Here is an 18,257-nt window from a genome sequence, read left to right as displayed (position 1 = left end):
CCGCTCGCCCCGTAGCCAGGAGCCGACCCTACCCCGATCGACGCTGGTGGACAGCCCGTGCCGACCCCTGATGCGCCCGGAGGTAACGGGTAGACACAAACGCTCAGGTTTGCGACTTCCGGTCCGATGGGGGACAGACGGGCAGCCCCCGGGTCGGGGTGACAGTGCGGGGGTGACGGTGGCGAGGCGGCTGGCGTGGGGTCACGGGCTTGCCGCGGCCGTTCTCATCGGGCTGTACTTCGCCGTGCCCGCGTGGCACGTCGTGACGTGGAGCCTCTTCGGGCTGCTGGGCTGCGCCGCGATCGTCGCGGGCTGGCGGCTGCACCGACCCCGGCGGGCGTTGCCGTGGCTGTGGTGGGCCGGCGGCACCGTGGCCCTCGCGGTGGGTGCGGTCGCGGTGTCTCTGCCCGGTGCGGTCCCGCACGGCGCCGCTTCCCCGTGGTGGGCCGAGGCCGGGTTGCTTCCGTGCCTGGTGGTGGCGCTGGTCACATCGAGACGGTTCGCCGCCGACCGCACCGCGCTGATCGACGCGTCGATCCTCGCGATCGGCGCGGGGCTCCTCTCGTGGGTGCTGGTGGTCGAGCCGCACCTGCCGGCGCCGGGCCTGACCGTGGTGCGGGGGACCGTCTCCGTGGCCTATCCGGCACTCCTCGCCGTCGTCGCCCGGTCGATGGTCGGCGCGGTTCGCGGGTGGAGCGCCGCCCTGTTCCTGCTCTCCGGCGCGGGGCCGCTCGTCGCCGACATCCTGTACGGGCTCGAACTGCCCGTGGACTGGCGCCTCGGCTGGATCCTCTTCCTCGTCAGCGGTGGCGCCGCCGCGCTGCACCCGTCGATGCGGACGCTCACCGAGCCGCGGCCGGTGGGTACCGGTGACAGCACCGCCCGACGGCTCGCGATCGGCGCCGCGTCGCTCGTCGCGCCGCTGATCCCGCTCGGGCAGGCGTCGACCGGCGAGGTCCGCGACGGCGTCGTCGTCGCGGTGGTGTCGGCCGTGCTGGTCGCGCTCGCCGTCACGCGAATGTCGCATGTGGACGCCGGTCTGCGGCGGGCCCTCGACCGCGAACGGGAGCTGCGCCGGGCGTGCGAGGCGCTGCTGTCGGCGACCGATGTCGAGACGGTCACGGCCGTCGTTCACGAGTCGGTGGGACGCCTGCTGCCGCGCGGAGCTTCCGACGACAACGTGCTCGTGGACCTGCGGCAGGCGGTGCCGGTGCTGGCCGGCCAGGCCGCCACCGCGATCGACCGCATCGCGCTCATCCGCGAGCTCGACCGCCGCGACAGCGAGGCGTACTTCCGCACGCTGGTGCTCACCGCGGCCGAGGTCATCCTGATCGTCGACGACGGGGGACGCATCCGTTACGGCAGCCCGTCCGCCACCGGCCTGCTCGGAGTCGACGACGTGACCGGTCGCCCGGTGTGGGACCTGTTCGTTCCGGAGCAACGGGACGCGGTGTCCGCGGCGGTCGAGGCCGTCCGGCTCGGCACGGTCATCGACTCCGCGGGCGACTGGACCGTGCTGCGGCACACCGGTGGGCCGGTCGAGGTCGAGGTCTCGATCCGCGACCTGCGCCACGAACCGTCGGTCGACGGCGTCGTGCTGACCCTGCGCGACGTGACCGAGCGGCGCCGCCAGCAGCACGAGCTGGAACGGCGCGCCTACCTCGACCCGCTCACCGGGCTCGGCAGCCACCTGTTCTTCCGGGACGAGACCCGGCGCGCCACCGCCGCACCGGGTGTGACCGGTGTGCTCCTCGCCGACCTCGACGATCTCCGGGGGGTCGCCGGGACCGTCGGGCCCGAGCTGGCCGACGGGCTGCTGCGGGCGGTCGGCGCGCGGCTGCGGTCCATCGTGGACGGTGCCCATGCCGTCGCCCGCCTGGACGGAGACGAGTTCGGCGTCCTCGTCGCGGGTGCCGCCGAGGTCGCCGGGATCGACCGGCTGGTCGCCGGTCTGCTCGACCGCTTCACGGCGCCGTTCGAGGTCTCCGGCAGCACGATCACGGTGCGGCTGACCATCGGCCTCGCCACGACCGTCGACACCGACGACCCGGCGGAGCTGATCAGCCGGGCCCGCGTGGCGCTGCGGACCGCGAAGGCGACGGGCACGGGCTTCTGGCGGCGGTACGACGCGGCGTTGCACCGCGAGATCCTCGACCGGGCGCGGCTGCGCACGGAGCTCGGGCGCGCCATCGCCACCGATGGGCTGGAGCTGTGCTTCCAGCCCATCGTCGACCTGGCGACCGGCCGCGCACACGGCTTCGAGAGCCTCGTGCGGTGGCGGCACCCGGTGCGCGGGCCGCTGCCGGCGGACGCGCTCGTCGACCTCGCCGGGGAGTCTGGGCTCACCGCCCCGCTCGGGGCGTGGGCGCTCGAACGGTCGGTGCGCGAGGCGGCCGGATGGCAGGAGGCGCTGGCCGAGCCGCCGTACGTGAGCGTCGACGTGCCGGACCACCAGTTCCGTGCGCCGGGCTTCGTCGAGCACGTGCTGACGCTCATCAGCCGGTACGGGCTGGCACCGCACCTGCTCACCCTGGAGGTCACCGGGAGCCTGATCGCCGACTCCCAGCCGGTGCGCGAGGACCTGTCGATCCTGCGCAGCGCCGGCATCCGGGTGGCGATCGACGACTTCGGCACCGGCCACCCGTCCCTGTCGTGCCTGCAGGGGGTTCCGGTCGACGTTCTGAAGCTCCACAGGTCCTTTGTGGACACGATGAGCGGGTCGATCCGCCGGTACGACCTCGTGGCCGGCATCGCGCACCTGGCGCGGACGCTGCGGGTCGACGTCGTGGCACAGGGCATCGCGACCACCACCGAGCGGACCCTGTCGAGCGGCGCCGGATGCGCGTACGGGCAGGGCACCCTGATCGCGGAGCCGATGCCGGCCGACGAGGTGGTGCCGTGGCTCACCCACGAGGACACGCCGGTCTTCGCCTGAGCCGGCGACCTCGACGCATCGACACCTATTGACGCCAGCCGGTGATCGACGGCAGTCTCTACGCAATCTCCCCGACCATCGGAGCCGTCACCGATGATGCGTCGTCTCGCTGTTCTCCTCACCGTCGCCCTCCTCGCCGCCACGCCGACGCCCGCCGTCGCCGCGGTTCCCGACCAGTCGACCGCCGAGGCCGGCAACCCGTTCGTCGACGGGTGGTACGCCGATCCCGACGTCGCCGTCTACGGCGACACCTACTGGGTCTTCCCGACGACGTCGAAGACCTACGCCGAGCAGACCTATCTCGACGCCTTCTCCTCGACCGACCTGGTGACGTGGACGAAGCACCCGAACGTGCTCACGACCGCGAACGTCTCCTGGGCCACCCGCGCGGTGTGGGCGCCCGCGCCGGTCGAGCGCAACGGCCGGTACTACCTGTACTTCGCCGCGAACGACATCCAGAACGACAGTCAGCTCGGCGGCATCGGCGTCGCCGTCGCCGACCGGCCGCAGGGTCCGTACCGCGACGCGATCGGCCGGCCGCTCGTCAGCCAGTTCGTCAACGGCGCGCAGCCGATCGACCAGGACGTGTTCATCGACGACGACGGACAGGCGTACCTGTACTACGGCGGCTGGGGGCACGCGAACGTCGTGCGGCTCAACCCCACATGGTGAGCCTCGGGCAGTTCCCGGACGGCAGCACGTACAAGGAGATCACCCCGTCCGGCTACGTCGAGGGCGCGCAGATGTTCAAGAGTGGCGGCCGGTACTACCTGATGTGGTCGGAGGGTGGCTGGACCGGGCCGGACTACTCGGTCTCCTACGCGATCGCCGACTCGCCGACCGGGCCCTTCACCGAGCTCGACAAGGTGCTCGCCCAGGACGCCGCCGTGGCACGGGGTTCCGGGCACAACTCGGTGCTCAACGTGCCGGGCACCGACGTCTGGTACATCGTCTACCACCGCCGTCCGCTCAGCGAGACCGACGGCAACCACCGGCAGCTCGCCTACGACCGCATGGTCTTCAACCCCGACGGGACGATCCAGCGCGTCACGATGCGGGTGAAGGACAACTTCGCCGACGGCAACGCCTACGGCTGGCGCACCTACGGCGGAACCTGGACGGCCGCCGGCGGGCGCTACACGGCGACCCAGTCGCTGGGCGGCAAGGCGTTGCTGGACACCAACTTCGGCAACTTCACCTACGACGCCGACGTCACGGTCACCGCCGGGAACGGCGACGCCGGCCTCCTGTTCCGCGTGACGCAGCCAGCCGTGGGCGTCGACAGCTACCGCGGCTACTACGCGGGCATCAGCCCGGCCGGCCGCGTCGTGCTCGGCCGGGCCGCGAACTCGTGGACACAGCTCGGGTCGGCCACGGTCGCCGGTGGCAGCCACCGGCTGCGGGTCACCGCGATCGGACCGCAGATCTCGGTGTACGTCGACGACCTCGTCACGCCGAAGATCAGCGTCACCGACAGCACATTCGCGAGCGGCGCCACCGGCGTGCGGGTGTTCAACGCCGCCGCGGCGTTCGACAACGTCGCCGTCGGTGCGCCCGTCGGCGCGGGGACGAACCTGGCGCTGGGCCGGCCGGCCACCGGCAGCGCGCCCTGCGTGGCGTCGGAGGGTCCGGAGAAGGCGGTCAACGGCAGCGTCACCGGTGGCAACACCGACAAGTTCTGCTCGGTCGCACCGGGTGCGTGGCTGCAGGTCGACCTCGGCGCCGCCCGGGCCGTGACGCGGTTCGAGGTCGCGCACGCCGGTGCGGGCGGGGAGGCGGCGGCGTACAACACGCGGGCTTTCACGATCTCGGTGTCGGCCGACGGCGTGACGTGGACGCAGGCGGTGGCCGTCAGCGGCAACACGCTGGGGGAGACCACCCATCCGGTCAGCGGTGTGTCGGCCCGCTACGTGCGGCTCGCCGTCGGCACACCGACACAGACCACCGACGGCGCGACCCGCGTCTACGAACTGCGGGTCTTCGGCTGAGAACACGACGCGACGCCCCCGCCCGGGGGCATCGCGTCGTCGTATCGGTGTCAGGCGCACAGGGCGGTGTCGAGAGCCTTGTCGAGGTGTCGCACCGCCTCGATGACGGTCGGCAGCGCGGTGACCGCGATCGTCGCCGACCGGCCGTCCTCGGTCGTCCCGGTGACGGTCGTGTAGCCGGGCGCGTTCCCGCCGTGCGTCCACGCGAACCCGCCGCAGCTGAGGGGGAACGTGCCGATGCCCAGCCCGTAGCGCGGCCCGTCGACGGTCGAGAAGCCCGGAGCATCCACAGTGGACTTCATGGCGGCGAGCTGCTCGGCGCGCAGCAGCTTACCGTCGAGGAGCGCGCCGAAGAACCGGTTGAGGTCGCCGGGCGTGCCGATGAGCTGGCCCGCCGCCCAGGCGAGCGACGTGTCCTGCTCGGTGACGTCGACGAACGGCGCGTCCGGCGCGGTCGCCATGTACCCGTGCGGGTGCGGGCCGTCGATCGTCTCGACGCCGAGCTGGGGCCAGTACGTGTCACGCAGGCCGGCCGGCTTCAGGACGCGCCTGGTGATCTCCTCGCCGATCGGCCGCCCGGTGACCTTCTGCGCGATCAGCCCGGCGAGGATGTAGTTGGTGTTGCTGTAGCTGAACGTCCCCTTCGGCGCGACGGCGGGCTGGGCGAGGCCGGCGTCGACCAGGTCGCGCGGCTCGAAGTGCCGGTGCCGCACGGCGAAGTAGTCGGTACCGATGATGGGCTCGTCGTAGTCGGCGATCCCGCTGGTGTGCTGGAGCAGGTGCCGCACGGTGATGCCGCGCCCGTCCACCGGTCCCCGTACGACGCCGGGCAGGTATGTCTCGACCGGTTCGTCGAGACCGACCCTGCCCTCGCCGACCAGTTGCAGCACGACGACCGCCGTGAACGCCTTGGTGTTGCTGGCCAACCGGACCCGGCCGTCGGCCGGCACCCGACGTTTCGTGACGGTGTCGGAGACGCCGGCCGTGTAGGTGTGGCTGCGCCCGTCGCGGCCGCGCACGGTGGCGAGCGCGCCGGGGAACCGGTCGTCGCGGACGAGCCCGTCGAGGCCGCGCTGTACCGCGGGGTTCGGCCGGCCGGTCTGCCGCTGGTCCGCCCGCTCGTCCGCGAACGCGGACGGGACCGCGGTGGCGGACAGGGCGACGGACAGGGCGAGGGTGCTGGCCCCGCCAACGGCGGCGGTCGCCCATCGATGCCACTTGACCATGGGAACACTCCTTTGTGGACGGAAACGTCCACATCAGAATGGAAGAGTCGGCGCCATCGATCGATCCCGTGGCCTGCCGGGCCGGGGTACAGCCTGCTGTACCCCGGCCGCGAGCAGTGACGTCGCCACCACGAGCGCGGCCGCCATCGCCGCGACCGCGGCCACTCCACCCGGCACGGCGACCGCCTGTACGGAGCCGGTCAGCCGGAACAGTGCCACCCACAGCCCGCCCAGGGTCAGCACCGCGGCGGCGGCCGCGAGCAGCACGCCGAGAGCCGTCACGAACACGGCGTCGACGGTTACCACGCGGATCACCTGGCCCGGCGTCGCGCCGGCCAGGCGCAGCAGGGCCAGCTCGCGCCGCCGTTCGCGGCCGGCCATCAGCACGGTGCCCACAATGGACAGTGCCGCGTAGACCACGGCGATCCCTACCACCACCCACATTCCCGCGGCGGTCACTCGGCTTCCGCGCCCCGGGCCCGGCGCGAGAAGGTCGGCGCCGTGTCCGGTCACGGCCGCGCGGAGGGCGGCGGCCACCGCTTCGGGCGCGGTTCCCGGCTGTGGACGCACGAGAGCGCGCGACGCCAACGGACCGGCGACGTGCGCCCGGGTGACGTACGCGCCGTTCCCGCCGACACCCGGGCGGACGACCGCCGCCACCCGCAACGTCACCGGGGAGCCGTCGCCGCGCCACACATGCACCCGCTCGCCGACACGGCGGTTCCACTCGGTGTCGACCACGACGGTGTCGTCGCGGAGGTCGGCGAGCGAACCGGCGAGCACGGGCAGGCCCGCGAGCGCACCGGGATCCACGGCCTGCGCCTGCCGTTCGAGCAGCGCCACCCCGTCCTCGAGGTCGTAGAGGGCGGTGGGGTAGCTGGCGCTGACCGCCACGCCGGGGAACGCCCGCAGCCGGTCGACCAGCGCCCGGTCGAGCCCGGGCGTTCCCGCCGGAACCACCAGGAACCCGGTGCGGGGCACCGATTCGGCGGCCTTCGCGTGGTCGATCGTCGACGTCACGCCGAGGAGGCAGGCGGCGAGCCCGACGGTCAGGAGCACCGGCGCGGCCGTGGCCGCCGTGCGGCGCGTGGCGGCGATGGCCGTCTCGCGCGTCAGCAGTCCCGCGACGCCGCGCAGCGGCCACCCGAGCAGCCGCGCCGCCGGAGAGACGAGCGCCGGTGCCAGCACCGCGAACGCGACCACGAGCAGCATCACCCCGGGCACGTAGCCCTTGCGTTTCAGGGCCGCCGCCGGCTCGGTGAGCACCGGCGCCCACAGCACGTAGACGCCACCGGCCAGCGCGGCCAGCCCGCACACCCACCGTGTGAGCGGCATCCCCCGACCGTCCACCGTGGACTCGCGCAGGGCCTCGACCGGGCGCGTACGGCCGGCCCGCCACGACGCGGGAAGCACCCCGGCGAGCGCGGCCAGCAGCCCCACCACCACCGCCAGCACCAGCGGCAGCCGCGTGTGGGGGACGACGAACCAGTCGGGCGCGAACCCGTTGTCGCGCAGGAGCCGCGCGAGCACCAGCGCGACCGGCCGGCCCAGCAGGCATCCGGCCACGCACGCGAGCGTTCCGACGGCGAGACCCTCGCCGACGACGAGCCGGCGCACCTGGCCCGGCGTCGCACCCACCGCCCGCAGCAGGGCCAGTTCCCGGCGCCGGCGCGCCACCGCGTACGCGAAGCCCGACGCCACCACGAACCCGCTGACGAACACCGCGATCCCGCCCGCCGTACCGAGAAAGGCGTTCGCGGCGACGAGGGCCTCGGCGTCGTCGCGCGCGTCGGGGTCGAGCGCGCGCAACCGTTGCCCCGAGCGCACCTCCACGCCCGGCGGCGCGTGCACGGATACGGGCAGCACCAGCGCGTCCACGCGCGGGTGGAGGCGCGCGGCCTCGGCGTCGGTGAAGAACAGCGCCCGCTCGAACCGGGCCGGCGCCAGCACCCCGGTGACGGTGTACGGCCGCGGACCGTCGAGGGTGAGCACGGTGACCCGCTCGCCGACGGTGGCGCCGCCGGCCCAGACCACCACCTCCCCGTCGGAGGCGGGTCCACGGCCGGCCACCAGCCGGTGCGTGCTGAACCGGGCCACCGGCCACGGCCGGCCCACCTGCCCCCGTCCACCGTTCGGAAGTTCCGCGTACGCCCACCGGTCCACCACGCCCGGTCCCAACGCCGCGAGGTGCTCCGCCGACAGGCCCCGTGGCACGGCCAGCGGCCGGCTGCGGTGCCCGTGCTCCGTCTCGACCGTCACCTCGTCGAGGGGCACGGCCACCCCGGCGGCATGCGCGAAGCGTTCCGGTGCCCGGACGTGTGCGGTGGCCGTCCCATAAAGCACGAGACCTGTCGCCGCGACCAGCGCGACCCCGATCGCGAGCCCGACCACCGGCGCGACCAGGCCGGCCCAGCGCGACCGCAGCGACGCGAGCGTCAGCACGGCCGGTCCCCGACGATGCGGCCATCGGTGAGCGTCAGCACACGGTCCGACGCCGCGGCGGCGACCGGATCGTGGGTGACCATCACGACGGTCTGTCCACTGTCGACCAACCGCCGCAGCAGGCCGAGGATCTCGGCGCCGGAGGTGCTGTCGAGCGCGCCGGTCGGCTCGTCGGCGAAGACCACCGCGGGTTCGGTGACGAGCGCCCGCGCGATCGCGACCCGTTGCTGCTGCCCGCCGGAGAGCGCGTCGGGCCGGTGCCGCTCGCGGCCGGCGAGCCCGACCGCGGCCAGCGCGCCCCGCACCGTCGCGCGGCCGGGCCGCCGGCCGGCCAGTCGCAGCGGAAGCCCCACGTTCTGCTCGGCGGTGAGCATCGGCAACAGGTTGAACGCCTGGAACACGAACCCGATCCGGGTGCGGCGCAACCGGGCCAGCCCCGCCTCGCCCAGCGTTCCCAGCTCGGTGCCGTCGACCACGACGGTGCCGGAGTCGGGGCGGTCGAGACCGGCCGCGCACTGCAGCAGCGTCGACTTGCCCGACCCGGACGGGCCCATGACGGCGGTGAACGTGCCCCGCCCGAACGCGACGGTCACGCCCGCCAGGGCGGTGACGTCGCCGTAGGCGCGGCGCACGTTGGTCAGCTCGACGGTCATGCCGTCCAGCACACGCGGTCCGGGCCGCGGGCGCCGCCGTGCGGGTTCGACTCCGACGGTAGAGGTTCTTCTACCGCCCCCGCCGTCTCCGGTCCGTACTCTCGGGTCCGTGAAGCGCGCGCGGACCCTGCTGTGGCTCGCCACCGGCGTACCGGTCGGTGCCGTGCTGCTCGTGGTGTGGGTCGGCCTGCTCGCGCTCGGGATCGCCGGGCTGCCGGTGCTCGTGGGGCTGCCGATCCTGCTCGCCGTGCCGCTGCTGGGGATTCCGGCCGGCGCGGCCGAGCGGTGGCGGCTGCGGCTCGCGGGGATCACGGTCGACGACCCGCACGGCGACCCCGACCGGCCCGGCCTGTTCGCGTGGCTCGGCTGCCGCTACCGCGAGCCGGCGACATGGCGGGAACTGGCGCACCTGCTGGCTTTCAGCGTGTTCTGGCCGGTCGACCTGCTGGTGCTCGGGTGCCTGCTCGGCCTGCCGCTGTCGTTGCTCACCGCGCCGGTCACGTCGGCGTTGAACGGCGGCGAGGTGAAGATAGTCAAGGCCGTGCTGCTGAGCGGTCAGGGCGCCGCCTGGGCGGCGGTTCCGGTCGGCGTCCTGGGTCTGGCGGCCGCGGCGTACCTGCTCGGTCACTACGCGCGGCTGCGGGCCGCGCCGGTCCGGTTCCTGCTGGGACGCGGTGAGCACGACGTCCGCGAGCTCATGCGCTCGCGCGCCCGGCTGGTCGGCGCGTTCGACGCCGAACGCCGGCGCATCGAACGGGACCTCCACGACGGCACCCAGCAGCGGCTCGTCGCCCTCGGTATGACACTCGGGCTGGCCCGCCTCGCCGGCCCCGACGAGCTGCCCGCGTTGGTGGCCAAGGCCCACGACGAGGCCGGTCAGGCGCTCACCGAGCTGCAGGAGCTGATCCAGGGGATCCATCCGCGGATCCTCACCGACCGCGGGCTCCCCGCGGCGCTGGCGTCGCTGGCCGACCGCATGCCGGTTCCCGTGACCGTGACGGCCGACATCGACGCGCGGCTCCCGGCGATGATCGAGGCATGCGCCTACTTCGTGGTCTCGGAGGCGTTGACGAACGTGGTCAGGCACAGCGGTTCGTCGATGGCGTGCGTCGACGCCCGGATCGTCGACCGGCGGCTGTTCGTCGCGGTCGAGGACGACGGTGTGGGTGGCGCGGTCGCGCGTCTCGGCGGCGGGCTCGCCGGCCTCGCCGACCGGGTGGCGGCCGTCGGCGGTCGGCTGCTGGTCGACAGCCCACCGGGCGGGCCCACCGTGGTGCGGGCGGGGCTGCCGTGCGGGTAGTGCTGGCCGAGGACGGCGTCCTGGTGCGGGAGGGGGTCGTCGGGCTGCTCACCCGGTTCGGCATCGACGTCGTGGCCGCGGTCGGTGACGCCGGTTCGCTCGTCTCGGCGGTGTCGGCGTACGAGCCCGACCTCGTGATCACCGACGTGCGCATGCCGCCCGGCTTCAGCGACGAGGGCCTGCGGGCGGCGATCGCGTTGCGCGGCGGCCGGCCCGGACTCGCGGTACTCGTGCTCAGCCAGTACATCGAGCTGACCTACGCCGGCGAACTGCTCGCCGCGCCGTCGGCGGCCGGCGTGGGCTACCTGTTGAAGGACCGGGTCACCGACGTGGCCACGTTCGTCGACGCCGTCCGGCGCGTCGCCGCGGGCGACACGGTGGTCGACCCGCAGGTGGTGAAGCAGTTGCTCAAGCGCAACAGCAGTCCCCTGGAGCGGTTGAGTCCCCGCGAGCGCGAAGTGCTGGCGCTCATGGCCGAGGGCCGCTCGAACACGGCCATCGCGCGGACCCTGGTACTCAGCGAGGCGGCGGTGGCGAAGAACATCACCGGCATCTTCACGAAGCTGGGCCTGCCACCGACCGACGACGACAACCGCCGCATCCTGGCCGTCCTCACGTACCTGCGCGACGGCGCCCGGGGGTGACCCCGGGCGCCGTCGCGGTTCGGTTCCTTCAGGCCCTCATCGCCGCCGTCGCGGGTCCGCGGACCGAGCGGCGGGTCGTACCGAGCGTCGCCGCCGCGGTCAGGACCACGGCGATGGCGACGACGATCGCGAACGCCGCCGGGGTCACGTCCGGCACGAAGCTGCCGGCCCGGGCCGAGGCGAACGGCAGCACCGTGAACAGCGAGCCCACCGCGCCGCCGATCACGCCGGTCACCGTGACGAGCGCGGCCTCCAGGGCCACCATCGCGGTCAGCTGGCCCCGGGTGGCGCCCGCCAGCCGCTGCTGCGCGAACTCCCGCCGCCGGCTCGCCGTGGCCGCGATGAGGGTGTTCACGAGCATGATGGCCACGAACAGGGTGATCATCCCGACGACGACGTAGTTGAGTGTCTGGATGTCCTGCGCGTACTCCTGCTGCACCTGACCGGCCGCCTCGGCGTCCTCGATGCCCTGCATGTACACGGTTCCGGTCGCGATCCCGGTGAAGATGAGCACCGGCATCACCGCGCCGGCCAGCTGCCGGGCACGCGTGTGGACGCCGAGCACCGCCAGCTCGCCGGCGACGCCGCCGACGAGCCGAGGCAGCCACCCCAGCAGGGCGGTGACCAGGCGCAGCAGCTCCGGCGCCAGCAGCGCCAGGCCGATCGAGGCCCAGATGCCGGCCTGTCCCGCGGTCTGCATCGCGTCGATGCCCTTGCCGTCCATGACGGTCGCGGTGAGCACCGCGCAGTTCGTCCCCGCGAGGAGGAAGAGGACCGCGCCGATCCGGCGCAGCACCGGCCGCGCCGCCTTGGCGCGCGCCGGCCCCGCTCCGCGCCGGGCCGCGGCGACCGCCGCGATGACCGACCCGAGCAGCGTGACCCCGAACCCGGTGCCGAGCGCGGTCGGCCCGAACACCGGGTCGACCGACTCCGCGACCTGCCCGGTGTTCTGCAGCAGGTTCACCAGCACCCGGCCGAGCAGCAGGCCGACCGGCACGGCGACCGCCGACGCGACGACCGCCACGACCGCGGCCTCGCCGACGATCATCCGGCGCAGCTGCGGACCGGTGGCCCCGATCCGGCGCAGCAGCTGGATCTGTTCGGAGCGCTGGCGGATCGCCAGGGTGAGTGTCGAGGTCACCGCGAACGCCACGATGACAAGGCACCAGCCTCCGCCGACGCTCGCCGTGGTGACGAGCGACTCGTTGCCGCTCGCCGCGTCGACGTCGGTCGCCGTGTCGATGAGCGACGCGAACGCCATCAGCAGCGCCGCGCCCAGGAACGCGGACAGGAACGTGGAGACGAAGCCACCGGGGCGGTGGCGCAGGTTCCGCAGGGCCGTGGCGATCATCGCTGTGCTCCCACCAGGTCGCCGAGGTGCGCGAGGCGCTCGGCCACCGCGTCGGCGGTCGGGGCGCGCAGCTCGCCGGCCAGCCGGCCGTCGGCGAGGAACAGCACCGAGTCGGCGTACGCGGCGGCCATCGGGTCGTGGGTCACCATCACGACGGTCCCACCGTGCTGGTGCACGACGGCCCGCAGCAGCGCGAGCACCTCCTGCGCGCTGCGCAGGTCGAGGGCGCCGGTCGGCTCGTCGGCGAAGATCACAGCGGGCCGGGCGACCAGGGCGCGCGCCACCGCGACCCGCTGGCGCTGCCCGCCGGACAGCTTCTCGGGACGCGCGTCGAGCTTGTCGCCCAGGCCGAGCTGGGCGAGCACGTCCCGGCAGCGCCGTCGGTCGACCTTGCGGCGGGCCAGCTTCAGCGGCAGCACGACGTTCTGCTCCACGGTCAGCGAGGGCAGCAGGTTGTAGTCCTGGAAGATGAAGCCGACCCGCTGCCGGCGGAACTTGGTCATCGCGGTGTCGTTGGTGGCGGTCACCTCGGTGCCGCCGATGAACACGCGGCCGCCGGTCGGCCGGTCGAGCCCGGCTGCGCACTGCAGCAGCGTGCTCTTGCCGGACCCCGACGGGCCCATCACGGCGGTGAACGTCCCCGTGGCGAACGTCGCCGTCACGCCGGCGAGCGCGGTCACGGTCTCGTCGTAGGTCTTGTGGAGCGACTCCAGTCGGACGGCGTCGGTCATGGTGTTCCCCTCTCACTCGTACGTTGTCTGGATACAACGTACGAGCGCACTAGCCAGGGGTCGGTAGAGCCAACCTGGCTCTCGGGGTGGGGCTAGCACCACTCTTTCTGGACAGCCGGTGCACTAGTGCACTAGGAAGTGCTCATGAGCGTCCCCACCTATCGGAAGATCGCCGACGACCTCGCCGCGCGCATCACCGCCGGCGCGCTCGCGCCCGGCGACCGCGTGATGTCGACGCGGCAGATCATGGCGGCGTACGGCGTCGCGATGGCCACCGCCACGAAGGTCATCGCGCGCCTGCGGGAGCAGGGCCTGGTCGAGGCGAAACCCGGCGTGGGGACCGTCGTCAGCAGCGCCGCCGCACCGCGCGAGACGGCGCCCGACCGCGTGACGGTGGTGCACACCGCGATCACCATCGCCGACGCCGAGGGGCTCACCGGCCTGTCGATGCGCCGGCTCGCGGGCGCCCTGGGCATTCCGACGATGTCCATCTACCGCCACGTCCGCGACAAGGAGGAGCTGATCCTGCTGATGATGGACGAGGTGATGGCCGCCAACCCGCCGCCGCCCGACCTCGATCCCGACACCGCCGACTGGCGCGCGTGCGTCGAGGCGGTCGCCCGCCTCCAGTGGGCGATGTACCGCCGCCACACGTGGCTCGCGCAGGCGATCTCGTTCACCCGGCCGCTGCTGGCGCCGAACGCGATGGCGCACACGGAGTGGGTGATGCGGTCGCTCGGCCGCGCCACCGCGGATCCGGACCTGCAGTTCCGGGCCGCGGTGATGGTGGCGAACTACGTGCGCGGCACGGCCGTGAACCTGGCCGAGGAGGCGCAGGCCGAGCAGGACACCGGCATGACCGACGAGCAGTGGATGCAGACCCAGCAGGAGCGGTTCGCCGCGGTGATGGCGAGCGGCCGCCTGCCGATGATGGCCCGCTACGCGACGGGCGACCACGACTTCTCACTGGACCTGCTGCTCGACTTCGGCCTGCGAACCATCCTCGACGGCCTCGACCGTATCCTGACGCATGGATAGAACGATGCTCGTCACCGGCTCGACCGGTGCCATCGGGTCCGCGGTGGTCGAGGTGGCGAGCGTCGAGGAGACGCCCGCTCCACTGTGGACAGAGACGCTGGCCGTCAACGTGGTGTTCGTCAACGCCGCGCCGGGACTGCACGCCGTGCCGAGGTGGTCGGCCTACGCGGCGAGCAAGGCGGCGCTGACCGAGCTGGCCGACTCCCTGCGTACCGTCCGTGATCAATCCGTCTCCCGGGCGGCGGGGAACTCGGCCTGTACGAGACGCGGCACCTGACGGCCCACACATTCACAATCGTTGATGAGTGGGCACGTATGAACATCACTTTGGCCTGATGATGTTCATGCGTGCCCGGTGGCTGGCGACCGTCGACCACGGTGGCCGCGGGGAGGACCGCGTCGACCGACCGCGCTCGGGGTTGACGCAACCATCTGGTTGCCATATCTTAAGTGGCAACCAGATGGTTGCTACCCAGGAGGCAGGCATGGCTTTTCCCGATCGGATCGAGCGGACCCTCGAACTCGCCCACGCGCCCGAGAAGGTGTGGGACGCGCTCACCACGTCCGAGGGCCTGGGTACCTGGTTCGGCAACCGCGCCGAGGTCGACCTCCGCGTCGGTGGACAGGCGCGGCTCAGCTGGGACAGCGGCGACACCGCCGTCCTCACCATCGAGAGGGTGGAGCCGCCGCGCGTGTTCGCCTACACGTGGCCGATCTACGGGCTGCCCGACAGCGACCCGCGCCGCACCTACGTGGAGTTCACGCTGGAACCGAACGGCACCGGCACCACGCTCACCGTGGTCGAGGCGGGCTTCGGGCAGCTGAGCGACACCGAACACAAGGCCGCCTTCGGCGGCAACACCGAGGGCTGGACCAACGAACTGGGCGAGCTCGTCACCTACCTCAATGGATGACCGGGAGGCGGTGGCCCAGGAGGTCTTCGCCGCCCTGGCCGACCCGAACCGGCGGGCGATCCTCGCCACGCTCGCGGCACAAGGCCCGGCCACCGCCACCGATCTCGCCGCCCGGCTGCCGATCACCCGGCAGGGCATCGCCAAGCATCTCGGCCTCCTTGCCGACGCCGGGCTCGTGGTGGCCGAACCCGGCGAGCGGCGCCGGGTGCGGTACCGGCTCGACTCCGCGCCGATGAAGGTGGCCCAGCAGTTCCTCGCCGCGCTCGCCCGCGACTGGGACGGCCCGCTGGCCGCGCTGCGCAACAGATTGGACGAATCGTGAAACTGGCGACGCTGTTCCTCGGCATGTTCGTGATGGGCAGCACCGAGCTGCTCGTGGTCGGCGTGCTCGACCTCATCGCGTCCGATCTGAAGGTCTCGATCCCGGCCGCCGGCACGCTCGTCACGGTCTACGCGCTCGGCCTCGCGCTCGGCGGTCCCATTCTCACCGCCCTGACGATAAGGCTCGACAAGCGCACGATCCTTGCCACGACGCTGGTTCTGTTCGTCGCCGGCACCGCGGTCGCGGTGTTCACCACGAGCTACGCCGTGTTCCTCGTGGCGCGCACGCTCACCGGCGCGTTGCAGGGTCTGTTCATCGCGGCGGCGTTCGCGGCGGCCACCGCCGTGGTTCCGGCCGAACGCGCCGGTCGCGCCATGGCGGTGGTCATTTCGGGGACCGCGGTGAGCGGCGCGATCGGTGTTCCCCTTGGCACGTTGGCGGGCCAGACACTGGGGTGGCGCGGTTCGTTCCTCGCGGCCGGCGCGTTCGCCGCGGTGGCCCTGGTGGCGACGCTGGCGGTCATTCCGTCGGTACCGGGCACCGGCGCGGGTGCGGCGAGCCAGGTGCGGTACGCGTTGGCGCCGCGGGTGCTGGCACTGCTCGCCCTGACGTTCCTCGTGTTCTCGTCGGTGTACGCCACGCTCACGTACATCGTTCCCTTCCTGCACACGGTCACCGGGGTCTCCGGTGGGGTGGTGAGCGTGTTCCTGCTGGCGTACGGGGTCGCCACGGCGGTCGGTTCGTACGGGGGTGGACGCTTCGCCGACACCGACGCGGCGCGCACGCTCGTGGTCGGAACCGTCGGTGTGGCGGTGTGTCTGCTCGTGTTGTATTTCGTCGGGACCGTGGCGGTGCTCGTCGCGGTGCTGCTGCTGGCGATCGGCGGGTTCGCCATGGGTATGGCGCCGTCGCTGCAGTACCGGGTGACGAGCCTGGCCGGCCCCGGTGGCGCGTTGGCGCAGTCGCTTCCGGCGTCGGCGGCCAACGTGGGCATCGCGTTCGGCTCGTTCGCCGGCGGCGTGGCGGTCGGAGCGTTCTCCGTGCGAACCGCTGTCGTCGCGGGTCTCGTCATCGCCGTCGTCGCTGTTCCGGTCGCCTGGGCGTCCGGCTTTCTGACCGCACCCCACGCAGAGGGAGATACCGATGAACAGCTTGCCGCCGATCGTCGACCGGACCGCGTTCCAGGCGGAGGTCGACCGGTTGCGTCCGCGCGAGAAGGCACACACGCGGGAAGGTGACGCGATCGCCGCGGCCCGCCGCCGGCTGCCGATGGTCGAGGTGCCCGCCGACACCCCGTTGACCGGGCCCGACGGAACGGTCACGCTGCTCGACGCGTTCCAGGGCCGCACGCAGCTCGTCCTCTACTACTTCATGTGGAACGCCGGCCGGCCGACGGAGGACCAGTGCGAGGGCTGCACCTGGTACACCACACAGGTCGCGGAGCTGGCGCCGCTGCACTCCCGCGACATCACCTACGCGGTGGTCTGCCAGGGCCCGGACGACGAGGGCCGGCGCTACCACCGGTTCATGCGCTGGACCATGCCGTGGTACTCCGCGCAGGGCGGCGCCCTCGACACCCTGCTCGAGGGCCGCCACGTCGGGATGATGCACCTCGTCTGCTACCTGCGCGACGGCGACCGCGTCTTCGAGACCTACTGGACCACCCGCCGCGGCGTGGAGGCCATGGACTACAGCTACGCGCTCATGGATCTCACCGTCCGCGGACGGCAGGAGGCGTGGGAGGACTCGCCGGCCGGCTGGCCGCGGCGCGGCCCCGACGACGACACCCTGCGGTCGGACGGCCGCCCGATCCCGCAGTGGTCGAGGCTCTGACTACGGAGATCTGCGTATGGCGCCCTGTCGACGGTGGTGGTGTCGTGGCCGACGTGTCCACCGACTTCACCGCATACGTGTTCGCCATCGTCGACAAGCGCGACGCGCGGGGGTTCGCCGCGCTGTTCGCACCCGAGGGACGGTTCGTGTTCGGCAACGCCGACCCGATCGTCGGTCCGGACGGCATCGCCGCCGCCGTGGAGGGCTTCTTCGCCGGCATCCGCGGCCTGCGTCACGAGCTCCGCAACCGCTGGGAGGACGGCGCCGACACCGTCGCCGAGCTGACCGTGGAGTACGACCGCGCCGACGACCGGTGCGTCCGGGTGCCCGCGGTCACCATCTTCACCCGCGACGACGCCGGCCTGATCACCGACTACCGCATCTACGTCGACCTCGCGCCGCTGTTCGCGCCGGCCTGACACGACCGGCCCCGCGAAACCCCGAGGCCGGGGCGCCGGACCGCGGATCTCAGGCCTGATCGCCCTCGCGGCGCTTGAGCTCCTCCTCGCGGCGCTTCAGGTCGGCCTCCCACTTGTCGAACAGCTCCTCGTCGGCCCGGCGGCTGCGCTCGACCGACTGCAGGAACTGCGGGTCGTCGTCGGGTGCGAGGGGACGGGGACGCTCGCGCTCCGGGAAGCCGGCGCCGGGCCGCCACTGGCCACCCCGGCCGATCGGGGACTTCTGCGGCCGACCCGCCACGAACCAGGCGATCGCCCCAATGGGTGAGAAGAGCAGGATCACGAACACCCACACGACCTTGGGCAGGTTCCGGACACTGAACTCCTCAGTGGACAGACAGTCGATCAGCGCGATGACCAGCAGTGCCAGGTCGATCAGCATCAGCAGCCCGTAGAGACGAATCACGCCGCGAAATGATGCC

General features: G+C 72.8%; 18 protein-coding genes. 12 read left to right on the top strand and 6 right to left on the bottom strand.

The window, feature by feature from the left end:
• Positions 1 to 172: 172 nt before the first annotated feature.
• The 3 genes from Voc01_RS00270 (at position 173) to Voc01_RS54535 (ending at position 4,923) form a co-directional block, all read left to right on the top strand.
• On the top strand, positions 173 to 2,935 hold the full coding sequence (locus tag Voc01_RS00270) for a putative bifunctional diguanylate cyclase/phosphodiesterase (RefSeq protein ID WP_203925149.1): 2,763 nt from the start codon (positions 173 to 175) through the stop codon (positions 2,933 to 2,935).
• Positions 2,936 to 3,028: 93 nt separating this feature from the next.
• Positions 3,029 to 3,607: a family 43 glycosylhydrolase gene (locus tag Voc01_RS53920; protein ID WP_203925148.1), complete on the top strand. Its 579-nt coding sequence runs from the start codon at positions 3,029 to 3,031 to the stop codon at positions 3,605 to 3,607.
• Positions 3,601 to 4,923 (top strand): family 43 glycosylhydrolase, encoded by a 1,323-nt coding sequence (locus Voc01_RS54535; RefSeq protein WP_373873769.1) that lies wholly within the window; start codon positions 3,601 to 3,603, stop codon positions 4,921 to 4,923. Before Voc01_RS53920 ends, Voc01_RS54535 begins: the two co-directional genes overlap by 7 nt.
• A 50-nt stretch (positions 4,924 to 4,973) precedes the next feature.
• On the opposite strand, the gene Voc01_RS00255 is transcribed toward Voc01_RS54535, so the two are convergent.
• The 3 genes from Voc01_RS00255 to Voc01_RS00245 are packed head-to-tail and all read right to left on the bottom strand — an operon-like array spanning position 4,974 to position 9,244.
• Complete coding sequence (locus Voc01_RS00255) at positions 4,974 to 6,149, bottom strand: serine hydrolase domain-containing protein (protein ID WP_203925147.1); 1,176 nt, start codon at positions 6,147 to 6,149, stop codon at positions 4,974 to 4,976.
• 33 nt (positions 6,150 to 6,182) lie between these two features.
• Positions 6,183 to 8,591 carry an FtsX-like permease family protein gene (locus Voc01_RS00250; protein ID WP_203925146.1) on the bottom strand — a complete coding sequence of 803 codons (2,409 nt, stop codon included), beginning with the start codon at positions 8,589 to 8,591 and terminating at the stop codon, positions 6,183 to 6,185.
• The gene (locus tag Voc01_RS00245; protein ID WP_203925145.1) at positions 8,585 to 9,244 is read right to left on the bottom strand and encodes an ABC transporter ATP-binding protein; all 660 of its coding nucleotides are present in this window, start codon (positions 9,242 to 9,244) and stop codon (positions 8,585 to 8,587) included. Before Voc01_RS00245 ends, Voc01_RS00250 begins: the two co-directional genes overlap by 7 nt.
• A 109-nt stretch (positions 9,245 to 9,353) precedes the next feature.
• Between Voc01_RS00245 and Voc01_RS00240 the strand changes: the two genes are divergently transcribed.
• Complete coding sequence (locus Voc01_RS00240; RefSeq protein ID WP_203925144.1) at positions 9,354 to 10,544, top strand: sensor histidine kinase; 1,191 nt, start codon at positions 9,354 to 9,356, stop codon at positions 10,542 to 10,544.
• Positions 10,535 to 11,188 (top strand): response regulator transcription factor, encoded by a 654-nt coding sequence (locus Voc01_RS00235; RefSeq protein ID WP_203925348.1) that lies wholly within the window; start codon positions 10,535 to 10,537, stop codon positions 11,186 to 11,188. The genes Voc01_RS00240 and Voc01_RS00235 overlap by 10 nt, the downstream gene beginning before the upstream one ends.
• Before the next feature lie 28 nt (positions 11,189 to 11,216).
• On the opposite strand, the gene Voc01_RS00230 is transcribed toward Voc01_RS00235, so the two are convergent.
• Positions 11,217 to 12,539: an ABC transporter permease gene (locus Voc01_RS00230; RefSeq protein ID WP_203925143.1), complete on the bottom strand. Its 1,323-nt coding sequence runs from the start codon at positions 12,537 to 12,539 to the stop codon at positions 11,217 to 11,219.
• Positions 12,536 to 13,270 carry an ABC transporter ATP-binding protein gene (locus tag Voc01_RS00225; RefSeq protein ID WP_203925142.1) on the bottom strand — a complete coding sequence of 245 codons (735 nt, stop codon included), beginning with the start codon at positions 13,268 to 13,270 and terminating at the stop codon, positions 12,536 to 12,538. Before Voc01_RS00225 ends, Voc01_RS00230 begins: the two co-directional genes overlap by 4 nt.
• A 144-nt stretch (positions 13,271 to 13,414) precedes the next feature.
• Here Voc01_RS00225 and Voc01_RS00220 point away from each other — a divergent pair, with 144 nt between their 5' ends.
• The 7 genes from Voc01_RS00220 (at position 13,415) to Voc01_RS00190 (ending at position 17,796) form a co-directional block, all read left to right on the top strand.
• The gene (locus tag Voc01_RS00220; RefSeq protein ID WP_203925141.1) at positions 13,415 to 14,308 is read left to right on the top strand and encodes a TetR/AcrR family transcriptional regulator C-terminal domain-containing protein; all 894 of its coding nucleotides are present in this window, start codon (positions 13,415 to 13,417) and stop codon (positions 14,306 to 14,308) included.
• Positions 14,301 to 14,585 (top strand): SDR family oxidoreductase, encoded by a 285-nt coding sequence (locus tag Voc01_RS00215; RefSeq protein ID WP_203925140.1) that lies wholly within the window; start codon positions 14,301 to 14,303, stop codon positions 14,583 to 14,585. The genes Voc01_RS00220 and Voc01_RS00215 overlap by 8 nt, the downstream gene beginning before the upstream one ends.
• 208 nt (positions 14,586 to 14,793) lie before the next feature.
• Positions 14,794 to 15,222 carry an SRPBCC domain-containing protein gene (locus Voc01_RS00210; protein WP_203925139.1) on the top strand — a complete coding sequence of 143 codons (429 nt, stop codon included), beginning with the start codon at positions 14,794 to 14,796 and terminating at the stop codon, positions 15,220 to 15,222.
• A complete protein-coding gene (locus Voc01_RS00205) occupies positions 15,215 to 15,544 on the top strand; it encodes an ArsR/SmtB family transcription factor (protein WP_203925138.1) in 330 nt (109 codons plus the stop codon). The genes Voc01_RS00210 and Voc01_RS00205 overlap by 8 nt, the downstream gene beginning before the upstream one ends.
• Entirely contained in the window at positions 15,541 to 16,782 is a 1,242-nt protein-coding gene (locus Voc01_RS00200) for an MFS transporter (protein WP_203925137.1), read from the top strand. The genes Voc01_RS00205 and Voc01_RS00200 overlap by 4 nt, the downstream gene beginning before the upstream one ends.
• Positions 16,688 to 17,377, top strand: coding sequence for a DUF899 family protein (locus Voc01_RS00195; protein WP_239159815.1), 690 nt, complete (start codon positions 16,688 to 16,690; stop codon positions 17,375 to 17,377). The genes Voc01_RS00200 and Voc01_RS00195 overlap by 95 nt, the downstream gene beginning before the upstream one ends.
• Before the next feature lie 44 nt (positions 17,378 to 17,421).
• Entirely contained in the window at positions 17,422 to 17,796 is a 375-nt protein-coding gene (locus Voc01_RS00190) for a nuclear transport factor 2 family protein (protein ID WP_203925136.1), read from the top strand.
• A gap of 49 nt (positions 17,797 to 17,845) precedes the next feature.
• On the opposite strand, the gene Voc01_RS00185 is transcribed toward Voc01_RS00190, so the two are convergent.
• On the bottom strand, positions 17,846 to 18,241 hold the full coding sequence (locus Voc01_RS00185; protein WP_203925135.1) for a PLD nuclease N-terminal domain-containing protein: 396 nt from the start codon (positions 18,239 to 18,241) through the stop codon (positions 17,846 to 17,848).
• Between the last annotated feature and the right edge of the window lie 16 nt (positions 18,242 to 18,257).

Origin of the sequence: Virgisporangium ochraceum, from assembly GCF_016863655.1 — a bacterium.
Lineage (GTDB): Bacteria > Actinomycetota > Actinomycetes > Mycobacteriales > Micromonosporaceae > Virgisporangium > Virgisporangium ochraceum.
The sequence above is the reverse complement of the archived record's forward strand: the minus strand, read 5'-3'. Positions and strand labels throughout refer to the sequence as shown.

Excerpts from the sequence above, each read along its gene's own strand:
- Voc01_RS00220 (WP_203925141.1), top strand. The coding sequence starts at position 13,415 with ATGAGCGTCCCCACCTATCGGAAGATCGCCGACGACCTCGCCGCGCGC.
- Voc01_RS00245 (WP_203925145.1), bottom strand. The coding sequence starts at position 9,244 with ATGACCGTCGAGCTGACCAACGTGCGCCGCGCCTACGGCGACGTCACC.
- Voc01_RS53920 (WP_203925148.1), top strand. The coding sequence starts at position 3,029 with ATGATGCGTCGTCTCGCTGTTCTCCTCACCGTCGCCCTCCTCGCCGCC.
- Voc01_RS00215 (WP_203925140.1), top strand. The coding sequence starts at position 14,301 with ATGGATAGAACGATGCTCGTCACCGGCTCGACCGGTGCCATCGGGTCC.
- Voc01_RS00205 (WP_203925138.1), top strand. The coding sequence starts at position 15,215 with ATGGATGACCGGGAGGCGGTGGCCCAGGAGGTCTTCGCCGCCCTGGCC.
- Voc01_RS00255 (WP_203925147.1), bottom strand. The coding sequence starts at position 6,149 with ATGGTCAAGTGGCATCGATGGGCGACCGCCGCCGTTGGCGGGGCCAGC.
- Voc01_RS00195 (WP_239159815.1), top strand. The coding sequence starts at position 16,688 with ATGAACAGCTTGCCGCCGATCGTCGACCGGACCGCGTTCCAGGCGGAG.
- Voc01_RS00225 (WP_203925142.1), bottom strand. The coding sequence starts at position 13,270 with ATGACCGACGCCGTCCGACTGGAGTCGCTCCACAAGACCTACGACGAG.
- Voc01_RS00210 (WP_203925139.1), top strand. The coding sequence starts at position 14,794 with ATGGCTTTTCCCGATCGGATCGAGCGGACCCTCGAACTCGCCCACGCG.
- Voc01_RS54535 (WP_373873769.1), top strand. The coding sequence starts at position 3,601 with ATGGTGAGCCTCGGGCAGTTCCCGGACGGCAGCACGTACAAGGAGATC.
- Voc01_RS00230 (WP_203925143.1), bottom strand. The coding sequence starts at position 12,539 with ATGATCGCCACGGCCCTGCGGAACCTGCGCCACCGCCCCGGTGGCTTC.